Here is a 20,243-nt window from a genome sequence, read left to right on the forward strand (position 1 = left end):
TCATTGCGCCGCTACTTTCGCTATCGCAGCCGCTTTGGCCGGCGGATTCTGCAGCAAGGGCTGCAGCACCGGCGCCAGCGACTTCAGCAACTGCACCGAGAGCGCGCTCGTGAACTCGTAATGGGCCGCATACGGCTCATGCACCCAGGCAGTCAGTGTGCCGTAGAAGCGGTCCCCCATCACGAACACGAACGTCGCGCTGCGGTTCACCTTGCGTGACTCGATCAGGCGCGCGCCTTTGGCCCACACATTGAAGCGCTGATCGCCAGTGCCGGTCTTGCCGTAAATTTCGAGTGTCTGACCATCGGGGAACGTCATGCCCTGCGCGAGACGCTTGGCCGTACCGCCCAATACGACATCACGCAGCAGTCCCCTGACCACCCCGGCGATCTCCGGCGACAACTGCTGCTGCGGCGCCACCGCCGCGCGCTGGAAATGCGTTTCGTACGGCGTGTTTTTGGCGAAGTCGAGTTGCGTGAGGCTTTCGGTCGGCACCTTGTTGCCGTTGTTGGCAATCACGCCGATCAGTTGCGCGAGCGCTGCCGGACGGTCGCCGGATGCGCCGATCGCGGCAGCATACGACGGCGTGAGCGTCGCGAACGGATAGCCGAGCGCCTGCCACGATTTGCCGATCGCATCGTAGGCGCGCAGTTCGACCATGCGCTTGATGCGGCGATCCTGGGTGGCGTGATAGCGGGTCTTGAAGAGCCATGAATAGGTTGACAGGCGCACGTCGCGGCTCGCGTTCTGTATCTGGTCGAGCGTCGCGTCGGGATGAGCGCGCAGATAGTTGAGAGTCCACAGTTCCAGCGGATGCACGCTCGAAATGTAGCCGCGATCGTTCAGATTGAAGCGGTCGATTGCATATTTGCCGTACAGGTTCGCGAGGTCCTCATCGTCCAGGATGGAGGCAGCCGGCGTGTTCTTCAACGCCGCGCGCATCTTCGCGTTGAACCACGCGTTCGATTCATCCGGCGCGACACTGCGCAACACTGTTGCTACTTTAGGCGGCGATTTGCGCACGCCGAGCAGCAGCAAGGCCAGTTGCTGCTCGGACGTCTTGCCGTGGTACTTCGTGTAGAAACGATTCATGTACACGCGGCTTTCCTGATCGGCAAAACGTGTGAGATACATCTTGCGAATCGCCGGATCGCCCAGCCATTGCGACGACGGTCCGGTGGTCTGCACCATCTCGTAGTGGACGATATCGCGCATCAGCCGCACGAACACCAGATTGACCGAATGCTGGAATGCGCGGTGCACGGTGAGAATGCGGCTGTTGTCGTCGGATTCGAAGTTGTTGAAAGTCTGCGCGCCGCCGCCCGTGTAAAACGTTTCGCCCGGGCTTGCCGAGTATTTGCGTTCCACGGCCGCGTCGAGCATGGCTTGCAGCGAGCGGTCGGAAGTATGCGCCAGATAGTCCAGCGCCCAGCGTGTGAGCTGATCGTTCGGATCAGGCTTCACGGCTTTCAGCTCCGTTGTGCTCAACGGGGCATAACGCGCATGCAGCTCGGAGACGATCTGCAAATACGTCACCACGGTACGCATTTTCGCGGTCGACCCAAGATTCAGGCGCGCGCCGGAATTGATGTCGAATGGCTGGTTCACGCTGTCGGTTTGCACCCGCACCAGGTTCGCGCCGTCACGCCGTTCGAACAGCGTAAAGCTATAGGCGATTCTCGACGGGTCGTCGGAAGCGCGCAGCATTTCATAGCCGACGAGTCCCGCGGCTTTTGCACCGTCGCGCGTCGCGGCGGCGGCAAGACGTTCACTCACGGCCTGCTGCACGGCGTTATTGAGCGTGCCCGTCGCCTGCATGTCCAGCCGGTCGAGTTCATAGAAACTCGGTATGCCGAGCGCCGCCAGCAGGTGCGAACGCATCGACGTTACGGCCTTGCGCGACACGAACGAGTCGGCGTTGCGCGTTTTTTCCGGCGCGCGGCGCAAATCCACTTGCGCGGACAACGCGGCATCGCGCAGCGGGATTGAAATGACACCACCGTTCGCCAGCAAGCGCAGATAGCTATCCGTCAGGCGTTCAAGCTCGGCATAGCCGTGATGCAGGAAATACGACGGCGCACGTTGCGCGATCATCAGCGAGAGCACCTGGCGAAACGCCACGCCCTGGTCCGCAAGATTCTCTTCGGTCGAAGGCGCTTTGAGAATGCGGTTGACGTCGTTGAAATCGCGACTGTACCAGGCGGCCAGGCCGTCGCCGATGCCATTGATCTCACCAATACCCGGTTGCGCGGCGAGCGGCACCGAGTTGAGATAGTGGACGACGATCTGCTGGCGCGCGGGCATAGTCTGCGGACCGTTCAGATAGGCTCGTACCGAGGCGGATGCGATTTGCCGCAATTTCTCCGGCGGCGTTGCCGTGCGCCCGCCCGCCGAGTGGCGGAACTTCTCGATCTGCGTAGCTAGCGTACTGCCGCCAGGCGTCGACTGATGCCGGTTGAACACGCGCGCGCCCTGGTCGACGAGCGCATGGCTAAAGCGCCCCCAATCGATCGCCGGATTGCGATTCGGCTGATCCGGATCGAGCAGATAGCGGTCTTCGATAAACAGCAGCGAATTGACGATCAGCGGCGGGATCGAATCGAAGCTGTCATAAACGCGGCCCGGATACTGCTCGCCAAAAAGCGGCGCGCCGGTACCGTCGAAGAGTTGCAGTCCCGCCTGATCTTTTTCGGCGTAGGGAATAAACAGACCGCTATCGGCCAGCGAGAGCATTCGCTCGGAATCACGCGATTGTGCGCGGATTTCAAACCCGCGTTCGAGCAAGCGCTTCTGGAACGACGGCAGCAACGCGTAGCCGAGGCGGCTGTCGTAGGGACCTTTGTCTGCCTGAGGGAAGCGGATGGAATGACTTGGACCATTCTCGACGGAGAAACCCACGTCGCGCGTGAGTTCGGAGAGGTAGCGCGCCTGCAGTCGAGACGTTTCGATCTCGACCTGGACAAAGCGGGCCGCCAGAGCCAGCGCGAGCAGGAAGCCCGCTGCCAGCCCCCATTTAAGCCACTTCCTGACAGGCGCCATGCCTGTCGCGCGAAGCGGTAACCGAATCAGTGGCCGATTCATGGCTGCTCTCCCCGAGCGTGCGCCATTCTCTTGATTCTGGCGCACCTTCGATCAAGTGTAGCGCGGAACGCGAGCATGTAATCGGTTCGGATTTACCCCAAAGTGTCGCCGCCGCAACACCTTTTCGCCGGGCATGGCGGAGCGCCAATTGCCATGCGATATTGGGGGGCTTTCTCGCGTCAGAAGAAAGCAGATTCAGGCGTTTTTTGCGCCGGCGCCGCTCTCCCTTCGCCCTACCCCAACGTCCGTCCCCGCAGTAACTCGATGAATTGTTCAGCCGGCGGCGACAGCACGCCGCCTTTGCGCGTCACAATCCCGAAGGTTTGTGACGGCGACTTCAGTTTGACCGGCACGAAGCGCAACATTTTCTGCCGCACGAACAACTCCGCAATTGCGGTCGGCAACAACGAAACCAGATCGGCGCTGCTTTGCAGTAATGCGACTGTCACGAAAGTGGAGGCTGTCGAGATCGGGTTGTCTGGCATCTCGAGCCCCGCCAAATCCATCTCCCGTTCGAGCAACGCATGTAAGGGCATATGCGACGGATACATGACCCAGCGATGGCCGGCCAGGTCACGCAGTTTTACTTCTTTCCTCGGCAATGGCGGATGGCCGTAACCCACCACTACGGATAACGGCTCGTCCCCAAGCGGACGGTAGTGATATTTCGACGGATCGGCGGCGACCGCCGCACGGCCGATCACCAGATCGAGCCGGCCTTCGTCGAGCTGTAGCAGCATGCGCGCGCTGGTGTCTTCCATCACTTCGATCGATAGGCCCGGCTGGCCGGCATGCAGATCGTTCAGCGCCGGCACGACGCAGTCGGGAATCGCGCCCATGATCGCGCCGACCGCGAGCCGGCCGCCGCGCCCCGAGCGGATCTCGGCGACGTCCTGACAGAGCGCTGTAAGGTCCGTTGCCACGAGCCGCGCGTAGCGAATCACGCAGTGGCCGAGCTGGTTCGGAATCATGCCGCTCTTCGAGCGCTCAAAAAGCGGCGCCTCGAGCATCGACTCCAATTCCTGCAACGCCTTGCTGGCCGCCGATTGCGTCATCGACATCGCGCCGGCGGCTTTGTGCAGCGACTTGTGGTCGTCGAGCGCGATCAGCAATTGCAACTGCTTCATGCGCAGTCTCGACAGCAGGACGTTCAGGGTGTCTTTCATGAGTTACCGGGCAGTCGCGGGTAAGTCGCGAGATGAGTCGCGACGTGAGTCGCAAAAGCGATCACAAGATGGAAACAATTCAATATACCCGCCAGGCACCCCGCCGTATAGTCAACGACGGAGACATTCAAAGACCCACGCCTCACTACGTCGTCACCTCACCTCGGCACAACGCACATCACCATGACCCACACCCACAACCCTGCTCCCATGCGCGGCGTGTTCCCCGTCGCGCCGACCATCTTCGACGAGGCCGGCGGTCTCGACCTCGAAGGCCAGAAACGCTGCATCGATTTCATGATCGACGCGGGCTCCAACGGCCTGTGCATTCTGGCGAACTTCTCAGAGCAGTTCGCGCTATCCGACGACGAGCGCAACACGCTGATGCACGTGGTGCTCGAACACGTTGCGGGCCGCGTGCCGGTGATCGTCACGACCACGCATTTCAGCTCGTACCAGTGCGCTGAACGCAGCCGCAGTGCGCAGGCTGCCGGCGCCGCGATGGTGATGATCATGCCGCCGTATCACGGCGCGACGATCCGCATCGGTGAGCGCGGCATCTATGAGTTCTATCGCACGGTGTCCGATGCAATCGGGATTCCGATCATGATCCAGGACGCGCCGGTCAGCGGCACGGCGTTATCCGCACCGTTTCTTGCCCGCATGGCGCGTGAACTGCAGAACGTGTCCTACTTCAAGATCGAAGTGCCGCAGGCCGCGAACAAGCTGCGCGAGTTGATCGAGCTGGGCGGCGACGCTGTGGCAGGTCCATGGGATGGCGAAGAAGCGATCACGCTGATGGCCGATCTCGATGCGGGCGCAACCGGTTCAATGACCGGCGGCGGCTATGCGGACGGCATCCGTCTGATCGTCGACGCTTATGCGGCGGGCGACACTGAAGCGGCCGCCGCCCACTATCAGGCATGGCTGCCGCTCATCAACTATGAAAACCGCCAGGGCGGCCTTGCATCGTGCAAGGCCTTGATGAAAGAAGGCGGTGTGATTCGATCGGACGCAGTGCGCCATCCGTTGCCGCCGATGCATCCGGCCACGCGCGCAGGCCTGCTCAAGGTCGCACGGCGGCTCGACCCGCTGGTATTGCGCTGGGACGTCTAAGGTCGACCCAGACCTGTCGAAAGCCAAGCAACAAGCGCCCGGGCGCAACCCTCGGACGCAAACCCCCGGTCCTGCAGCCATATACGCGGCAATATGCGCGGCGGATGCAGCACACGGGGGGAAAACCACATATAAGGTCGGAAGGAAATTGAGTAACATAGGCCCGCAAGCTCACCACACCACTTTCCATGACCGCCGATCCTCGAGAACTGACGCCGGAAACCCTCGCCGAGTTGCTCGAACGCATTGCCAAAGAGGATGCTTCGGCACTGCGCGAGCTATATGATCTCGCCGCCCCGAAACTGTTTGGCCTTGCGCTCCGTATATTGAGCAAGCACGAGTGGGCCGAAGAAGTCTTGCAGGACAGCTTCGTCAACATCTGGCGCTTTGCAGGCGACTACCGGAGGGCGCTCTCCGCCCCCATGACGTGGATGTCGGCAATCGTCCGGAACCGTGCTCTCGATCACCTGCGGCGGGTCAACAAGCAGGAAACAGAATGGAGCGATGCGTTGGACGATCTTGTGGCAACCGGCGATCCGGATCCCGAAGCACTGACCGCAGTCAGCCTGCAGGCGCGTCTGCTGGCCGGCTGCATGCAGCAGCTGGAACCGGCGCAGCGTCAGGCGGTTGCTCTCGCCTACCTGCGTGACCAGAGCCACAGCGAGATCGCTGAAGCGCTGACGGTGCCGCTCGGCACCATCAAATCCTGGATCCGGCGCGGCCTTGCCAAGCTGAAGACCTGTCTGGGAGGCGAGTGATGAATCTCCATCGCTATCCTCAACTGGTCGATATGCTGGCCGCCGAGTATGTGCTCGGCACGCTGCGTGGCGGCGCCCGGCGACGCTTCCAACTTTACGCGGATCACGATGTGGTGATTCGCCGGGCCGTCGACGAATGGCAGCGGCGCATCTCCCCGCTGGCCGAACTCGCGGAGCCGCGTATGCCGCCGGCCGCCGTCTGGGATGCCATCGAGCGGCGGCTCGGTTTGACGTCGGCGCGTGAGGCGGCACGACCGCGCACCGTGGTTGAAAAACCTGCGCGGCCGTCCGGCAGCATCTTCGAAAACCTCGCGTTCTGGCGCGGCTGGGCGATCGGCGTGACAGGGTTCGCCGCAGTCGCCCTCGTGGTTGCTGTGCGCTCGCTGTTGCCTTCCGGCGTAACGCCATCCACGGCACCGACCGTCGCGCAGCAGCCGGAAGCGGCCGTCTCGCATGTCGCGGTGCTGAATGACAAAGACTCGCATCCGGTCATGCTGGTCGCGTGGGACGAAGCCCGCTCAACCATGACGCTGCATCCGCTCGGCAAGGTGGACTTGCCGGCCGGCCGGGCGATGGAGTTGTGGGGCATTCCGGCCAGCGGCCATCCGGTGTCGCTCGGCTTGCTGCCGGACAGCGCCAGCGGCAAGGTCACGGCCGGTCAGCAGAAGCCGGAAAGCTACGCGGCGCTGGCGGTCTCGATCGAAGCGCCGGGCGGCTCGCCCGATCACAATGCGCCTACGGGTCCGGTGGTGTTCAGCGGCAAGCTGCTGCCGGTGTCCTGATCTACCGTCGCCCTATGCAAAGCTTTTACGAAGCCACCATCACCCGCGCTGCCGGGCACTCGTCCGCTTACGCGCCGCTAACCGGCCGGCGCAGCGTCAACGTCTGCATCATGGGCGGCGGCCTCGCGGGTTTGTCCACGGCGTTGGGACTTGCCGAGCGGGGCGTCACCGACGTCGCCGTGCTCGAAGCCGAGCAGGTGGGCTTCGGCGCCTCCGGCCGCAACGGTGGCTTCGTGTTCGGCGGCTACAGCCTCGATTGCGCGGATCTGCTCAAAACCCTCGGGCCAGTTCGCGCGCGCGAACTCTATGCGCTGACAACCGACGCCGTCGATCTGATGAGGCAGCGTATCCAGTGCTACCGCATCGATTGCGATGTGACGGATGCCGGCGTGATCCTCGCTAACTGGTTCGACGAACCGGCAAGGCTCGACACGCAGCGGCGTTTGATGCGCGATTCGTTCGGTGTCGAGTGGGAACCCGTGGCGCCCGCGGAGCTTGCTTCACAATTGAAGACGAACCGTTATCACGGCGGCCTGTTCGAGCGCAACGCGTTCCACTTTCATCCGCTGAAATATGTGCTCGGCGTAGCGGGTGCCGCGGCTAATGCGGGCGTGCAGATTCACGAGAAGTCGCCCGTTGTGCGCCTGGAGCGCGACGGTGCCGGCTTCGTGGTGCATACGCCGCAGGGCGCGCTCGAAGCACGCCACGTAGTGATGGCCGGCGGCGGCTATGCGCGCAACGTCTATGCACAGGTCGAACGCGCGGTGCTGCCGGTCGCGACTTACGTGATGGCCACCGAACCGCTCGGCGCCCGCCTGAAAGACGCGATGGACACTCGCGCCGCCGTCTACGACACCCGCTTCGCCTTCGACTATTACCGTCCGCTGCCCGACACACGCATCCTGTGGGGTGGCCGCATCTCGGTACGCGACCGCGCGCCCGACGACATCGCGCGGCTCTTGCGGCGTGATCTGTTAAAGGTCTATCCACAGTTGCACGACGTGCGTATCGAGCACGCCTGGGGTGGCCTGATGAGCTACGCGCGGCACAAGATGCCGCAAATCGGCCGCAACACGGACGGCGTCTGGTACGCGGTCGGCTTCGGCGGCCACGGCATGGCGCCCACCACCGTCTCGGGCGAATTGCTGGCGGCGGCCATCTCCGGCGAACGGCCGGTGCCCGAGGCATTCGCGGCTTTCGGCCTGACGCGCACCTACGGCGCGCTCGGTCTCGCGGCCGCGCAACTCACCTACACCGCCATGCAGACGCGCGACGCCCTCGCCGCCCGGCGCCCTTCGGCCCGGCCGGCGCCGTGACGCTGCCCGGTACGCGACCGGACTGCCGGCTCAATACGCCGCCGCTTATGCCCGAGACCCGCTCCAGAGGCTGGTTTCAGCGTGCTAGAATGCGCCGTCATCGCCGCTCGAATACACAATGAAAAAGGGAAGCAAGGCCGCCGAGCCTGATACCAACGGCATCGCGTCCGACACCCGACGCAAGTACGATCCCGAACAGACGAAGCGCAACATCCTCGACGTCGCGACGCAGGAGTTCTCCGCGATGGGATTGACAGGCGCACGCGTCGACGCGATCGCGGAGCGCACGAACACCACCAAGCGCATGCTGTACTACTACTTCGGCAGCAAGGAAGGGTTGTACCAGGCCGTGCTGGAAAAAGTGTACGGCGACATTCGCGCGCTCGAACAGGATCTGCACGTCAGCGAACTCGATCCGATCGAGGGCATGCGCGCGCTGGTCGAGTTTACATTCGACTATCACGACCGCCAGCGCGACTTCGTCCGCCTCGTGACGATCGAGAACATTCACGGCGCGAAGTACGTCGAGCAGGTGAAGAGCTTCAAAGGCCGCAACGTCACCGTCATTCATACGATCGAAGATCTGCTCTCGCGCGGCATCGCGGCGGGAGTGTTCCGCAGCGACGTCGATGCGATCGACCTGCATCTGATGATCAGCTCGTTGTGCTTTCATCGCGTCGGCAATCGCCATACCTTCGGTACGGCATTCGGCCGTGATCCGTCGCACCCGCGCCTGCGCGCGCGTCATCGCGCGATGATCGTCGACGCCGTGCTGCGTTTCGTGCGCAAGGAAGACTGAGGCAAGCCTGAAACGAAAAAGCGGGACCTGGCTAATGCCAGGTCCCGCTTTTTTTTGCTCAATGAAAGCCGTTCGAACGATACGTGCCGGTCAATCCACCAGCACGATCCGCTTGATATCGCCGACGATAAAGATGTACGACAGCGCGCCGATCAACGCGATTGCGCCGATGAACACCAGCGCACCGACAAACGAGCCGGTTGCGGCGACGATGAAACCCACCACCAGCGGCGTGACGATGCCGGCCAGATTGGCGGCAAAGTTGAAGATGCCGCCGGTCACGCCGAGCAGTCCATCCGGCGCAATGTCCGACACCAGCGTCCAGCCCAGTGCCGCCATCCCCTGCGCGAAAAACGCCACCGACAGAATCGCGATCACCGCCACGTTGCTCTCGACATAGTTAGCGAGAATGATCGTCGACGCGAGCAGCAAACCGGCGATGATCGGCAGCTTGCGCGCCACGTTCGGCGACTTGCCGCGCCGCAGCAGCCAGTCGGAGAAAATACCGCCGAACATCACGCCAATCGACGCGGCAATGAAAGGCATGATCGCGAAGAAGCCGATCTTCAGCCATGCCATGTGACGCTCGGTGGCGAGATACGTCGGAAACCAGGTGAGGAAGAACACGAGCGTCGAGTTACCGGCGAACTGGCCAAGACAGATGCCGGCCAATTGACGATGCTTGAGCAGGCGTCCGATGGTGCGCCATTCGAAGCCACTCTTCTCCGATGCAGCCGGTGCGCCGGAAACACCAGCGTCCTTCTTGCTGTGCGTGAGACCGCCGCCTGCTTCGATATAGTCGAGTTCCGCCTGATTGACGGACGGATGATCGTGCGGCTCGCGATAGAACAACCACCAGATCACACCGAACACGAGACCCACGCCGCCCACCACGTAGAACAGCGAACGCCAGCCGAACGCGCCCATCAACATGAACAGGAACGGGCTGAAAAACGCGAGGCCGATATATTCGCCGACCGTGTAGGTGCCGGTCGCCATCGCGCGCTCGCTCTGCGGAAACCATGTGGCCACCACGCGGCTATTGGTCGGAAAACACGGCGCTTCCGACACGCCGAGACCGAGCCGGAACACGAACAAAGCGCCGATACCATGCACGAGCCCTTGCGCGAGGGTGCACAGCGACCAGAACGTCATCGACAGGAAATACGTGAGCTTGCTGCCGAAACGGTCGAGAAAGAGACCGCCCGGAATCTGCGAGGCCACATAGCTCCACGAGAACACGGAGAACAGCAAGCCCATGAGCGCGGCGTTGATGCCAAGTTCCTTGGTCAGTTGCGGCGCCGCGATGCCGAGCACCGTGCGGTCCAGATAGTTGATCATCGTGCCGACCGCCAGCAGCGAGAGAATCTGATAGCGGGCTTTCGAGCGGCGCGCGGTGCTTACCGTGGCAGCCGTTTGGCGGGTTGCCTCGGCGGGCGTGGAGTGGATGGGTTGTGGCATGGCGTCTCTGTCTCCTCGGTCGGGTTACGTACCGGATATGTATGGCTTATGTGTTACTGGCCTGGCGTTGCAACAAGGACTGGAAATGCGTGTACACGCGCTCGGCGTCGGGTTCCAGGCCCGTGAAGATGCGCACCGCGTCGACCGCCTGATATACCGCCATCCCGCCGCCGCTCAGCGTGCGGCAGCCGAGTTCTTCGGCGGCCTGCAGCAGCGCGGTGCGGATCGGGAAATAGACGATGTCCGCTACCCACAAATCGCGATGCAGCAATTCGACCGGCAACGGCAAGCCCGGTAATTTCGCCATGCCGGTGGGTGTCGCGTGAATCAGGCCGTTAGCGGCAGCGAGCGATTCGGCGAGCGAGCTGCCGCCACTGACGGTGGCGGCGGGGAAACGCTTCTGCAACTCCGCGGCGAGCGATGCGGCCCGTTCGGCATCCACGTCGAATAGCGTGAGCGTTTGCGCGCCCATGGTCAGCGCGGCATGCGCGACCGCTGCGCCCGCACCACCCGCGCCAAGTTGTACGACGCGTTCCAGCGATACGTCCGGCAGGCCGCGTTGAAACGCACGCGCGAAACCGGACCAATCGGTGTTGTGGCCGATACGCTTGCCGTTCTTGAACAGAACCGTATTGACCGCGCCGAGTGCGCGCGCGTCGTCGGAGAGTTCGTCGAGCAGCGGAATGACGGCCTGCTTGCAGGGGTACGTAATGTTCAGCCCGTTGTAGCCCATGCGTTCGGCTGAAACGAGCAAATCGGAGAGCGCCGTGGTGTCCAGCTTCAACGCTTCCAGATCGACGCGCCGGTACACATAGTGCAGACCGAGTTTGCTGCCCTCTTCCTCATGCATCGCCGGGCTAAGCGATCCGCCGATGCCCGAACCGATCAGGCCGACGAGAAACGACTGCGGGCTCGCCTGAGCGTTTGTCTGTGTGTTCGCTTGTGCGTTCGCTTGTGCGTTCGCTTGTGCGTTCGCTTGTGCGTTCGCTTGTGGGTTCGCTTGTGGGTTCATTTGGCCGCCCTATTCTTAAGGATGACCGCCATCCGCTCCAGAGCTAGCACATAGCCTTGCGTGCCGCAGCCAACGATGATCGCCTCGGCCACTGCCGACACGTACGAGTGGTGCCGGAACGCTTCGCGGCGATGCACGTTTGAAATATGCACTTCGATGACGGGCTTTTCGATCGCAGAAAGCGCGTCGGCAATCGCCACCGAGGTATGCGTGTAAGCCGCCGGATTGATCACGATGCCGTCGACCTTGCTGCGCGCCGCATGCAGCCACTCGATGAGTTGGTGTTCCGCATTCGATTGGCAGAAGTCGACCGACAGATCCAGTCGCTCGCCCGCGTCGCGGCAGAGCCGCGCGACGTCGTCGAGCGTTTCCGAACCATAGATGGCCGGCTCACGCGTGCCGAGCAGGTTGAGATTCGGTCCGTTGAGGACCAGCACTGATGCAAAACTCATGACGACCACTCCTGCAAAAGGTGAGGCATAAAGCGGGCCACAGCATGCGCCGCGGCTCTACAACGTAAGCGCAGTGTGCGCGCATTGCCCGCGATCGTCATTCGGGGTTTATACGAATTTGTACCATCTAGTTAGTTTGTATAGACTATCGGGAAATTCCGCTAGTATGGGTATTTCTGACGTGCGCCATGCTGGTTGACGGTAACCAGCTAGACCATTTTGCGCATTGCAGCATAGCGGACCGCAAGACACGCGGACACCGCACAGCGGCCGCTTCGCGCCGCCCCAATAGTCGTTTCATTGTTTTTTGCAGGAGCCGTTCATGCAACGTTCGATAGCCACCGTGTCGATCAGCGGGACCCTCGTCGAAAAGCTAACCGCAATCCAGGCGGCAGGCTTCGAAGGCGTCGAAATCTTCGAGAACGACCTGCTGTATTTCGACGGCTCGCCCGCCGACGTGCGGCGCATCGCCGAGGATCTCGGGCTGAAGATCATGCTGTTCCAGCCGTTCCGCGATTTCGACGGCGTAAGCCCGGAGCGCCTCGAACGCAATCTGGATCGGGCGAAGCGCAAGTTCGACGTGATGCACGAACTGGGTACGGACCGGATCCTGGTGTGCAGCAACGTCTCGCCCGACACCATCGGCGACGATTCGCTGATGACCGACCAGCTCGGCGCACTGGCCCGCGCGGCCGAAGCGGCCGGCGTGATCGCCGGCTATGAAGCGCTCGCGTGGGGCAAGCACGTCAAGACCTACCGCCACGCGTGGAAACTGGTTAACGCCGTCAATCATCCGAATCTGGGGCTTGTGCTCGACAGCTTTCATACGCTGTCACTGAACGATACAGTGGACGCGATCGCCGATATCCCGGGCGACCGGATTGCCTTCGTGCAGATTGCCGATGCGCCGAAGCTCGCCATGGACGTGCTGGAATGGAGCCGCCACTACCGCTGCTTCCCGGGTCAAGGCGATTTCGATCTGGCAGGCTTCACCGCCCAGGTCGTGAAAACCGGCTACACCGGGCCGCTCTCGCTCGAAATCTTCAACGACGGTTTTCGCGCTGCGCCTACCGCCATTACCGCGGCGGACGGCCATCGCTCGTTGCTGTTTCTCGAGGAACAGACGCGCGCGCTGCTTGAATCCACCCGGCAGCCGGTCGGCGAGCTCTATCGATCGCCCGCTGCGCCCGCGCACGTCGGCTATCAGTTTCTTGAGTTCGCGGTCGACCACACGACCCGCGCGCATCTCGTCGACTGGCTCGGCAAGCTGCGCTTCCGTCAGGCCGGCCAGCATCGCTCGAAAGATGTAACGCTGTTTCAGCACGGCGCAGCATCGATCGTGCTGAATGCCGAACCGGATTCATTCGCCAACGCCTTCTTCCAGCGGCATGGCTTGTCACTGTGCGCGTCTGCGTTTCGCGTGGATGACGCCAATCAGGCGTTCGAGCGCGCCGCCGGGTTCGGCTATGCCCCGTTCTCGGGCCAGATCGGCCCGAACGAGCGTGTGCTGCCCGCCGTGCAAGCGCCCGACGGGAGCCTGAACTACTTCGTCGACGAGACTCCGGACCAGCCCACGCTTTTCGAAGCCGATTTCGTGCTCACCGACGTCAATGGTCCGACGGAAGTGGGGCCACTCGCGCGCATCGACCACGTCTGCCTGTCGGTGCCGGCACCTTCGCTCGATACGTGGGTTCTGTTTTTGCGGACCGCGCTCGGCTTCCAGGCCGAGCCGGGCGTGCTGGTGCCCGACCCGTACGGGTTGGTGCGCAGCCGCGCGCTGCGCAGTCACGACGGGTCGGTGCGCATCGTACTGAATGCGTCGGTAGACCATCACACAGCGGTGGCCGAAGCCTTGCACACCTATCACGGCTCGGGCCTGAATCACGTCGCGTTCAGCACTAGCGATATTTTTAGCGCGATTCCCGAATTCGTCGCCGACGGTCTGCCGGTGCTGCGCATTCCGCGCAATTACTACGACGACCTCGCCGCCCGCTACGCACTGCCGGACGAGACGCTCGAAGCGCTGCGCGCGCACAACATCCTGTACGACCGCGACGAACGCGGTGGCGAGTTCTTCCACGCTTACACCGAGCAACTGGATCAGCGCTTTTTCCTGGAGATTGTCGAACGGCGCGGCGGCTACGACGGTTATGGCGCGGCCAATGCGGCTGTACGGCTCGCTGCGCAGGCTCAGCGCCGCAAGTAGGCGTTGGCGCAGCCGGCAATGCTTGTGGGTGATGGTTTGCACACGGCTCTCACCCGCGAATTCAGGCGGATCGGGCACGGCCCATGCTCCATCGGCTCAGGCGGGCGCGCCGCACCGATATAATGGCGTTTGATCCGCGGCCGGTGCCGCGCGCACTCCGCCCCATGCGGGTGTGGCGCGAACCGTCAGCCGAATGAAACGCCAGGAGAGATATGAAGAAGTTTGCCGTAGTCCTGTCAGTCCCCCTGCTTCTCAGCGCTTGCGCGTACTTCCAGAAGAATCCGGATGCCGGCGAGCCCGTCACGGACACCACCACGCAACGCTCGGTCAACGACGTAGTCGCCTGCCTGACGCAAGTGGCGACAAGCCACAACGCCGCGTTCAAATCGACCGAGATTCCGCAGGGTCAGATGCTCGATTTCGGCGATTCGAATATCGTCAAGGTGCGCAGCGACAACGGCGCGACGACTTATCGCTTCTACGCCGGCAAACGCCACGTGAACAATCTGTGGATTGAATCGGCGAGCAAAACTTGCGCGCCGTAAGGTAAGCAGGCGCGACAATCGGCCAGGTGTAACGGTCGGTAACTTGTTCCGGCGCAATCATAGTGTCACGGTGTTACATCACAATGGTGTCTTAAGAATCGTTTAAGACTTCATCCGCATGATCCATCCGACACTATCTCGCACAAGGTGCGCTTCATGAACCAGCCCGATCACACCACGAACGACTCGCCCGCACCGGCGAAAAAACCTACGATTCTGCGCCGCTTGCTGAGCCATCACGAACTGGCAACGCTGCTGCTGTTACTGCACGCGCCGATCGACGCATCCGCGAAACCCGAGATTCCCCAGCTTCACGAAGCCGGTCTGATCGAAACGGTCTCCGGCGACGCAGGCGCCTCGCATATCCGTCTGACGCCCGAAGGCAATGCAGTGTTGCGCGGACTCGGCGTGAAATAAAGCGCGTTTTTAGGTTTTCGTTACGCCTGCCAGACGCCGTACCCCGCCTCGCGTAGTCCAATCGCCAATTCCACTTCCATATCCTGTGCGCCGCGGTAAGGCATCGGATTGTAAACTTCATACAGTTCGGGCATAAGGCGCAGGCCGTAATCGCGCACATAGCGATTTGCCTGAATGCCGGCCTTGTGCCGGTCGAATCTCAGATCCGGGTCCAGTCCCGTCATTCCCACGTACACGCAAGGCTTGTCGAACCGGTAATCCGGATTCGCGCGGCGAAAGCGCGCCTCGTTCCAGACGGTGTCGTCCAGTGCGACGACATAGACGTAGTAATGATGCTTGCGACGAACCATGTGTGCGGCGGCTCAGCTTCGCGAGGTTCCGTGCAGCAGCATCCGGTACTCGGTCGGCGTGACGCCGACGGTCGCCTTGAATTGACGCGTAAAAGCGCTGTGGTCGGTGTAGCCGCAGAGTGCGGCGACGTCGGTGACTTTATCGTGTGAAACCAGCAATGCGGTGGCGGCGTCCAGCCGCGTTTTCAGCAGCACCTGGCGCGGCGTCAAATGAAACACTTTGTGAAAGTAGCGCTCCAGTTGCGCCACCGACATATCCGCCATTGCAGCAAGCTGTTTCAGATTCAGCGGCTGGACGTAGTTTTCCTGAATGGACTGCACCACTTCAGCCAGCCGGCTGTAAGCGGGATGACTGCTTTCGTCCGCTTTCAGGTCGCGGGAGATGCCGGCGAGGCCGACCACCTTACCCGCCGGATCGCGTAACGGCTGCTTGCAGGTCAGGCACCAACCCGGCTGCCGGCCAGGATACAGGTGCAGTTCCAACTGATCGATCATCTGGCTGCCGACGTTGATGATCGCTTTGTCCTGGGCCGTGTAGATACGGCCGAAACGATGCGGGAAGACGTCCTCGGCGGTCTTGCCGAGCAGCGCAGACTTTTCCTTGAAGCCACAGCGCGAAGCGAGCGTGCGATTGACCAGCGCATAGCGGGCCTGCGCGTCCTTGACGAAGAACACGACGTCCGGCATCGCATCGAACACGGGCTCGAGTAGCGTGAAATGCGACAGCATGCCGGACAGCGTTGCGTCGTCCGGTTCGAGCGGATGAGCCAGCGTGTTCATCGTGCAGGTTCCGAGGTCGGTGCGGTTGTGCGTTGCGTGCGTTGAGTGCGTTCACCCGCGCGACTGCGCGGGTTGGCACTTGCGGTCGATTATAGGGCCACACGCTACTGAAAATATCCAGCGGACGAATGGATGGCAGTGTCATTCGGCGGGCGATTGCTCCTCGCTGATTGCCATCAACGTGCCGATTTGCGCCGGACTGAACGGCGGGCGCGGCGCTGCAGCCTGCCAGCCTAAATACAGCGAAGCCGCGGCGCCGCAGATCCGGCCCTGGCATGCGCCCATCCCGCAGCGGGTATGCAGTTTCGCCTCGCGCCAATCCGGATAGGCGCGCACCTCGCCGAGGCTGACGTCTTCGCAACGGCAAAGCAGCGTGGCGTCGTCGGGTGGCGTGCGCGCGGCAGACTGCAAGGCAAAGGCCGTCTCGACGTGCCTTGCGAAACGCCGCCATCGGGCCCGTTGCGCTTGCAGTGCGGTGCAGTTTGCCGAGACACCGCTTGCGCACAGCCCAGCAATCTCACCTTCCACCTGCGCCAGCTCCGCGCCGCCGACGCCCGTGCATTCGCCTGCCGCCAGCACGCCGTCGACCGAAGTCTGCTGCTCACCGTCGACGACGATCTCGCCCGCTTCGCTGATCGCACAGCCGAGCGCTGCGCCAAGCGTGATGTTCGGCACGAGTCCATAGCCGCAGGCGATACGGTCGCAGTCGAGCGTCGACTCCTGCTGGCCGCGCCGGATCGTCACGCGCTCGACACGGCCATCGCCATGCGCTTGCCGGACGACGCTGCCGGTCCAGTAATGCACGCCAGCGAAGCCGCGCGTCATGGTCAAGGCCTGCCGTAACTTCGCCGGCTCGCCCAACAATGAGACTCCGAAGCGGGCGACCTGGAGCGCCGATGTCTGCTCCACGACCGCCAGCACGCGCGCCCCTGCCGCACGTGCAGTGGCGAGCGCCGCGATCAGCAAGGGCCCGCTGCCTGCAATCACGATCCGTTCGCCGCGCACCGGCATGCCACCTTTGATAAGCGCCTGCAATGCACCTGCACCAGTCACGCCGGGCAACGTCCAGCCGGCGAATGGCAATAGCCGCTCGCGCGCGCCGATCGCGAGAATCAATCGATCGTAGCTGATCGACACGCCACCCTGCTCCGCCGACTCGAGCAGCAAACCTCGCTGACTCAATGGCGCGATCACGCGAGTCGACGGCAAAAGGGTGACATTCGTTTGCGTCCTCAACGCGCCGAGAAGGCCTTGTAGCGGCACTTGCGGCGGATGGCCGGGACCTTGCCGCCAGATTTGACCGCCGGCGCGCGGATTGTCGTCGAGCACCGCGACCGTGGCGCCCTCGCGCGCCGCTGCCTGCGCGGCGCTCAACCCGGCTGGACCGGCGCCTACCACGACGATGTCGAAGTGCTGCTTCATCAGTTGTCCGTGGTGGTGCAGGTGAGGGTGGCAGTGCAAACCACCTGCCCTTCGCGGCAAAGCGTCTGGCATGCCAGCATATGCGCCCGGCCGTCGATCGTGACGCGGCACTCCTGGCACACGCCCATTCCGCACAGTGCTGCGCGCGGCTGGCCGCTGACCGACGTCCTGGTGCCGCCCGCACCCGCCATGACAAGCGCCGCAGCCACGATCGTGCCCGCTTCGACCTCGACGCTTCTACCGTCGATCGTCAAGTGAAGGTGTGTTGCATCGGCGTCAATCATGGGTCACCTTTTGCGCAAAACGGACCGGCAAGTACGGCTCGACGGGAATCGGTGCGGTGTTCCCAGTGATCTGCGCAGCGAGCAACTTTGCCGTTGCCAGCGAGGTCGTCACGCCAAGGCCCTCATGTCCGACCGCAAGCCACACACCGGGTGCAAAGTCACCGGCCGGACCGATCAACGGCAAACCATCCGGCGACGCCGCACGAAACCCGGTCCACGCACGGATCCCATTGAGCGTCGGCAGGACCGGCAGATAGCGTGCCGCGCGCTGCAGCATCTGCGCGAGCACCGGCATGTCGACGGCGGGATCGGTTGTATCGAACTGGCGCGACGAGCCGATCAGCAACTGGCCTGTAGGCCGCGGCTGCGCATTGAATGCCACCGAGGTGCCGGCCGCATGATGCGCGCTCTTGATGTAACCCAGCTCGAGCAGTTGATGGCGAATGAGTCCGGGATAACGATCGGTGATCAGCAGATGACCTTTCTTCGGTTCCAACGGCAGCGAGCGCAGCAGTTGCTGCGCGCCCAGACCGCTGGCCACGATCACGTGCTCCGCGCTGATGTGCTCGCCGTCGGCCAGCGTCACGCCACGCGCGCTGATTGCGGCAACCCGCGTACCTGGCCGCACGCGAATCTTCTTGACTCCTGACGATTGCGTCAGCAGCCACTCGGCAACCGTAGGCGCATACACGATGCTGTCGTGCTCGACCCGCAAGCCACCCGCCATCGATGCCGCCAGCGCCGGCTCACACGCACGCAATGCAGCCGCGTCGAGCAGCTGAGCGGAGACGCCCTGCGCTTCGAAGGCTGCATGCATTGTTCGGGCGGCTTGCCATTCCTCATCGTCGGCGGCGACCCACACAGTACCGCAGCGCGCAAACGCATCGCGCGCGCGCAGTTGCGGCGCGAGCGCCAGCCACAAGTCGCGCGAATAGCGGCTCAACGCGAATTCCGCGGGCGAGTCGTTCATCACGACGATATGGCCCATGCCCGCCGCCGTCGCGCCGCCGCCGATGCCCTGTGCGTCGAGCACCTCAACGCGCATGCCGAGCGCGGCCAGCTCCGCCGCGCAAGCCGCGCCGACAATGCCGGCCCCGACAATCAACGCATCCGCTGTCATGCCGTGCGGATGCCCCATGCGAACGGGTCGCGCTCGTCGAAACACAAACGCCCTTCGGCCATGATGTGCGCGTGGCCGGTGATGGTCGGAATCACCGAGACGCCATCACCGGCGTGACGATAGCTCGCCTCGAACACGCTGCCGATGATGCTCTCCTGCCGCCACACCGCACCTTCGGCCAGCTTGCCGTCGGCGGCGAGGCAGGCGATTTTCGCGCTTGTGCCGGTACCACACGGCGAGCGGTCATACGCGTTGCCGGGACAAAGGACGAAGTTGCGGCTGTCGATACCCTCTCGCGAGCCGGGTCCGAAAAGTTCGATGTGGTCGATCAATGCGCCTTCCGCGCCGGTGATGCGCTGCTCGATCAGCGCGTCGCGGATTGCCGTACTGAAGTTGGTCAGCTCGGCGATACGCGCCGCCTCCAGCGTGTGCCCATGGTCGGCGACGAGAAAGAACCAGTTGCCGCCCCAGCCGATATCGCCAGTCAGCATGCCGTAGCCTGGCACGTCGACCTGCACGCCTTGCCGGTAGCGATATGCCGGCACGTTGCGCACGGCCACGCTGCCGTCCTCGTTGAGTGTCGCTTCGACGACGCCGACCGGCGTCTCGATCCGATGCAGCCCCGGCCCGATCCGCCCCATGTGCGCGAGCGAGACAACGAGACCGATCGTGCCGTGCCCGCACATGCCGAGATAGCCCACGTTGTTGAAAAAGATCACGCCGGCCGCGCACGCGGGGTCGTCCGGCTCGCATAGCAGCGCGCCGACCACCACGTCCGAGCCGCGCGGTTCGGTGACGACGCCCGCGCGCCAGTCGTCGAAATGCGTGCGGAACACGTCGAGACGCTGCGCCAGCGTGCCGCCGCCAAGCGCCGGGCCACCCGACACCACCAGGCGGGTCGGTTCACCGCCGGTGTGCGAGTCGATGATGTCTAGGGTTTTCATGATGTACATGGTAGGAATGCCGGGCGTCCAAGTCTTGGTGCGCATAATCGTGGATTGTGACGATTTCGGCATATCTTATCTGTCCGTCCCCGCACGCGTCGACTATTGAAATCAGGCGAGCGCCGCGCCTGAACAAGCTCTATTAAGCGAGTTGAGGAGCGCACTTGACGCCCGTTCCGCATGCTTTCGACGTATTTTGCGTCCTATGCTGAAATAGCCAGTCCGCTTGACC

19 protein-coding genes are annotated in these 20,243 nt (G+C 63.0%); 8 read left to right on the plus strand and 11 right to left on the minus strand.

The features are described 5' to 3' along the window. Both R8871_RS01100 and R8871_RS01105 read right to left on the minus strand, forming a co-directional pair. Window positions 1-3,081 carry a transglycosylase domain-containing protein gene (locus R8871_RS01100; protein ID WP_175048661.1) on the minus strand — a complete coding sequence of 1,027 codons (3,081 nt, stop codon included), beginning with the start codon at window positions 3,079-3,081 and terminating at the stop codon, window positions 1-3. A gap of 233 nt (window positions 3,082-3,314) precedes the next feature. Continuing rightward, the gene (locus tag R8871_RS01105) at window positions 3,315-4,247 is read right to left on the minus strand and encodes a LysR family transcriptional regulator (protein ID WP_175048662.1); all 933 of its coding nucleotides are present in this window, start codon (window positions 4,245-4,247) and stop codon (window positions 3,315-3,317) included. Between the two features lie 183 nt (window positions 4,248-4,430). Here R8871_RS01105 and R8871_RS01110 point away from each other — a divergent pair, with 183 nt between their 5' ends. From R8871_RS01110 to R8871_RS01130, 5 genes are all read left to right on the plus strand, one after another. Then, window positions 4,431-5,363, plus strand: coding sequence for a dihydrodipicolinate synthase family protein (locus tag R8871_RS01110; RefSeq protein ID WP_175048663.1), 933 nt, complete (start codon window positions 4,431-4,433; stop codon window positions 5,361-5,363). A gap of 188 nt (window positions 5,364-5,551) precedes the next feature. Then, window positions 5,552-6,121 (plus strand): RNA polymerase sigma factor, encoded by a 570-nt coding sequence (locus tag R8871_RS01115; RefSeq protein WP_054039041.1) that lies wholly within the window; start codon window positions 5,552-5,554, stop codon window positions 6,119-6,121. Then, window positions 6,121-6,903 carry an anti-sigma factor gene (locus R8871_RS01120; protein WP_175048664.1) on the plus strand — a complete coding sequence of 261 codons (783 nt, stop codon included), beginning with the start codon at window positions 6,121-6,123 and terminating at the stop codon, window positions 6,901-6,903. The genes R8871_RS01115 and R8871_RS01120 overlap by 1 nt, the downstream gene beginning before the upstream one ends. A gap of 14 nt (window positions 6,904-6,917) precedes the next feature. Then, window positions 6,918-8,219 carry an NAD(P)/FAD-dependent oxidoreductase gene (locus R8871_RS01125; protein ID WP_175048665.1) on the plus strand — a complete coding sequence of 434 codons (1,302 nt, stop codon included), beginning with the start codon at window positions 6,918-6,920 and terminating at the stop codon, window positions 8,217-8,219. 118 nt (window positions 8,220-8,337) lie between these two features. Then, the gene (locus R8871_RS01130) at window positions 8,338-9,018 is read left to right on the plus strand and encodes a TetR family transcriptional regulator (RefSeq protein ID WP_175048666.1); all 681 of its coding nucleotides are present in this window, start codon (window positions 8,338-8,340) and stop codon (window positions 9,016-9,018) included. Window positions 9,019-9,108: 90 nt separating this feature from the next. Here R8871_RS01130 and R8871_RS01135 read toward each other — a convergent pair whose 3' ends face one another. The 3 genes from R8871_RS01135 to aroQ are packed head-to-tail and all read right to left on the minus strand — an operon-like array spanning window position 9,109 to window position 11,943. Beyond that, a complete protein-coding gene (locus R8871_RS01135; protein ID WP_175048667.1) occupies window positions 9,109-10,479 on the minus strand; it encodes an MFS transporter in 1,371 nt (456 codons plus the stop codon). Window positions 10,480-10,525: 46 nt separating this feature from the next. Further along, window positions 10,526-11,491 (minus strand): shikimate dehydrogenase, encoded by a 966-nt coding sequence (locus tag R8871_RS01140; protein WP_175048668.1) that lies wholly within the window; start codon window positions 11,489-11,491, stop codon window positions 10,526-10,528. Beyond that, window positions 11,488-11,943: a type II 3-dehydroquinate dehydratase gene (gene aroQ, locus R8871_RS01145; protein WP_175048669.1), complete on the minus strand. Its 456-nt coding sequence runs from the start codon at window positions 11,941-11,943 to the stop codon at window positions 11,488-11,490. Before aroQ ends, R8871_RS01140 begins: the two co-directional genes overlap by 4 nt. 322 nt (window positions 11,944-12,265) lie before the next feature. On the opposite strand from aroQ, the gene R8871_RS01150 reads away from it, so the two are divergent. The 3 genes from R8871_RS01150 to R8871_RS01160 all read left to right on the plus strand — a co-directional run bounded on the left by R8871_RS01150 (window position 12,266) and on the right by R8871_RS01160 (window position 15,111). Continuing rightward, entirely contained in the window at window positions 12,266-14,149 is a 1,884-nt protein-coding gene (locus tag R8871_RS01150) for a bifunctional sugar phosphate isomerase/epimerase/4-hydroxyphenylpyruvate dioxygenase family protein (protein WP_175048670.1), read from the plus strand. Window positions 14,150-14,361: 212 nt separating this feature from the next. Beyond that, the gene (locus R8871_RS01155; RefSeq protein ID WP_097396058.1) at window positions 14,362-14,694 is read left to right on the plus strand and encodes a hypothetical protein; all 333 of its coding nucleotides are present in this window, start codon (window positions 14,362-14,364) and stop codon (window positions 14,692-14,694) included. Window positions 14,695-14,850: 156 nt separating this feature from the next. Further along, a complete protein-coding gene (locus R8871_RS01160) occupies window positions 14,851-15,111 on the plus strand; it encodes a hypothetical protein (protein ID WP_175048671.1) in 261 nt (86 codons plus the stop codon). A 20-nt stretch (window positions 15,112-15,131) separates the two neighbouring features. Here the strand turns inward: R8871_RS01160 and R8871_RS01165 are convergent, their stop codons facing one another. The 6 genes from R8871_RS01165 to R8871_RS01190 form a co-directional block, all read right to left on the minus strand. Beyond that, window positions 15,132-15,461, minus strand: coding sequence for a hypothetical protein (locus R8871_RS01165; protein ID WP_093645319.1), 330 nt, complete (start codon window positions 15,459-15,461; stop codon window positions 15,132-15,134). Between the two features lie 12 nt (window positions 15,462-15,473). After that, the gene (locus tag R8871_RS01170) at window positions 15,474-16,241 is read right to left on the minus strand and encodes an AraC family transcriptional regulator (protein WP_054039102.1); all 768 of its coding nucleotides are present in this window, start codon (window positions 16,239-16,241) and stop codon (window positions 15,474-15,476) included. A 141-nt stretch (window positions 16,242-16,382) separates the two neighbouring features. Continuing rightward, window positions 16,383-17,663 carry an FAD-dependent oxidoreductase gene (locus R8871_RS01175; protein WP_175048672.1) on the minus strand — a complete coding sequence of 427 codons (1,281 nt, stop codon included), beginning with the start codon at window positions 17,661-17,663 and terminating at the stop codon, window positions 16,383-16,385. Continuing rightward, window positions 17,663-17,947 carry a (2Fe-2S)-binding protein gene (locus R8871_RS01180; protein WP_175048673.1) on the minus strand — a complete coding sequence of 95 codons (285 nt, stop codon included), beginning with the start codon at window positions 17,945-17,947 and terminating at the stop codon, window positions 17,663-17,665. Before R8871_RS01180 ends, R8871_RS01175 begins: the two co-directional genes overlap by 1 nt. Then, on the minus strand, window positions 17,940-19,067 hold the full coding sequence (locus R8871_RS01185; protein WP_175049926.1) for an NAD(P)/FAD-dependent oxidoreductase: 1,128 nt from the start codon (window positions 19,065-19,067) through the stop codon (window positions 17,940-17,942). Before R8871_RS01185 ends, R8871_RS01180 begins: the two co-directional genes overlap by 8 nt. Beyond that, entirely contained in the window at window positions 19,064-20,020 is a 957-nt protein-coding gene (locus R8871_RS01190; RefSeq protein WP_175048674.1) for a 4-hydroxyproline epimerase, read from the minus strand. The genes R8871_RS01185 and R8871_RS01190 overlap by 4 nt, the downstream gene beginning before the upstream one ends. Window positions 20,021-20,243: the final 223 nt, after the last annotated feature.

It is taken from the genome of Paraburkholderia sediminicola (assembly GCF_902859805.1).
Lineage (GTDB): Bacteria > Pseudomonadota > Gammaproteobacteria > Burkholderiales > Burkholderiaceae > Paraburkholderia > Paraburkholderia sediminicola.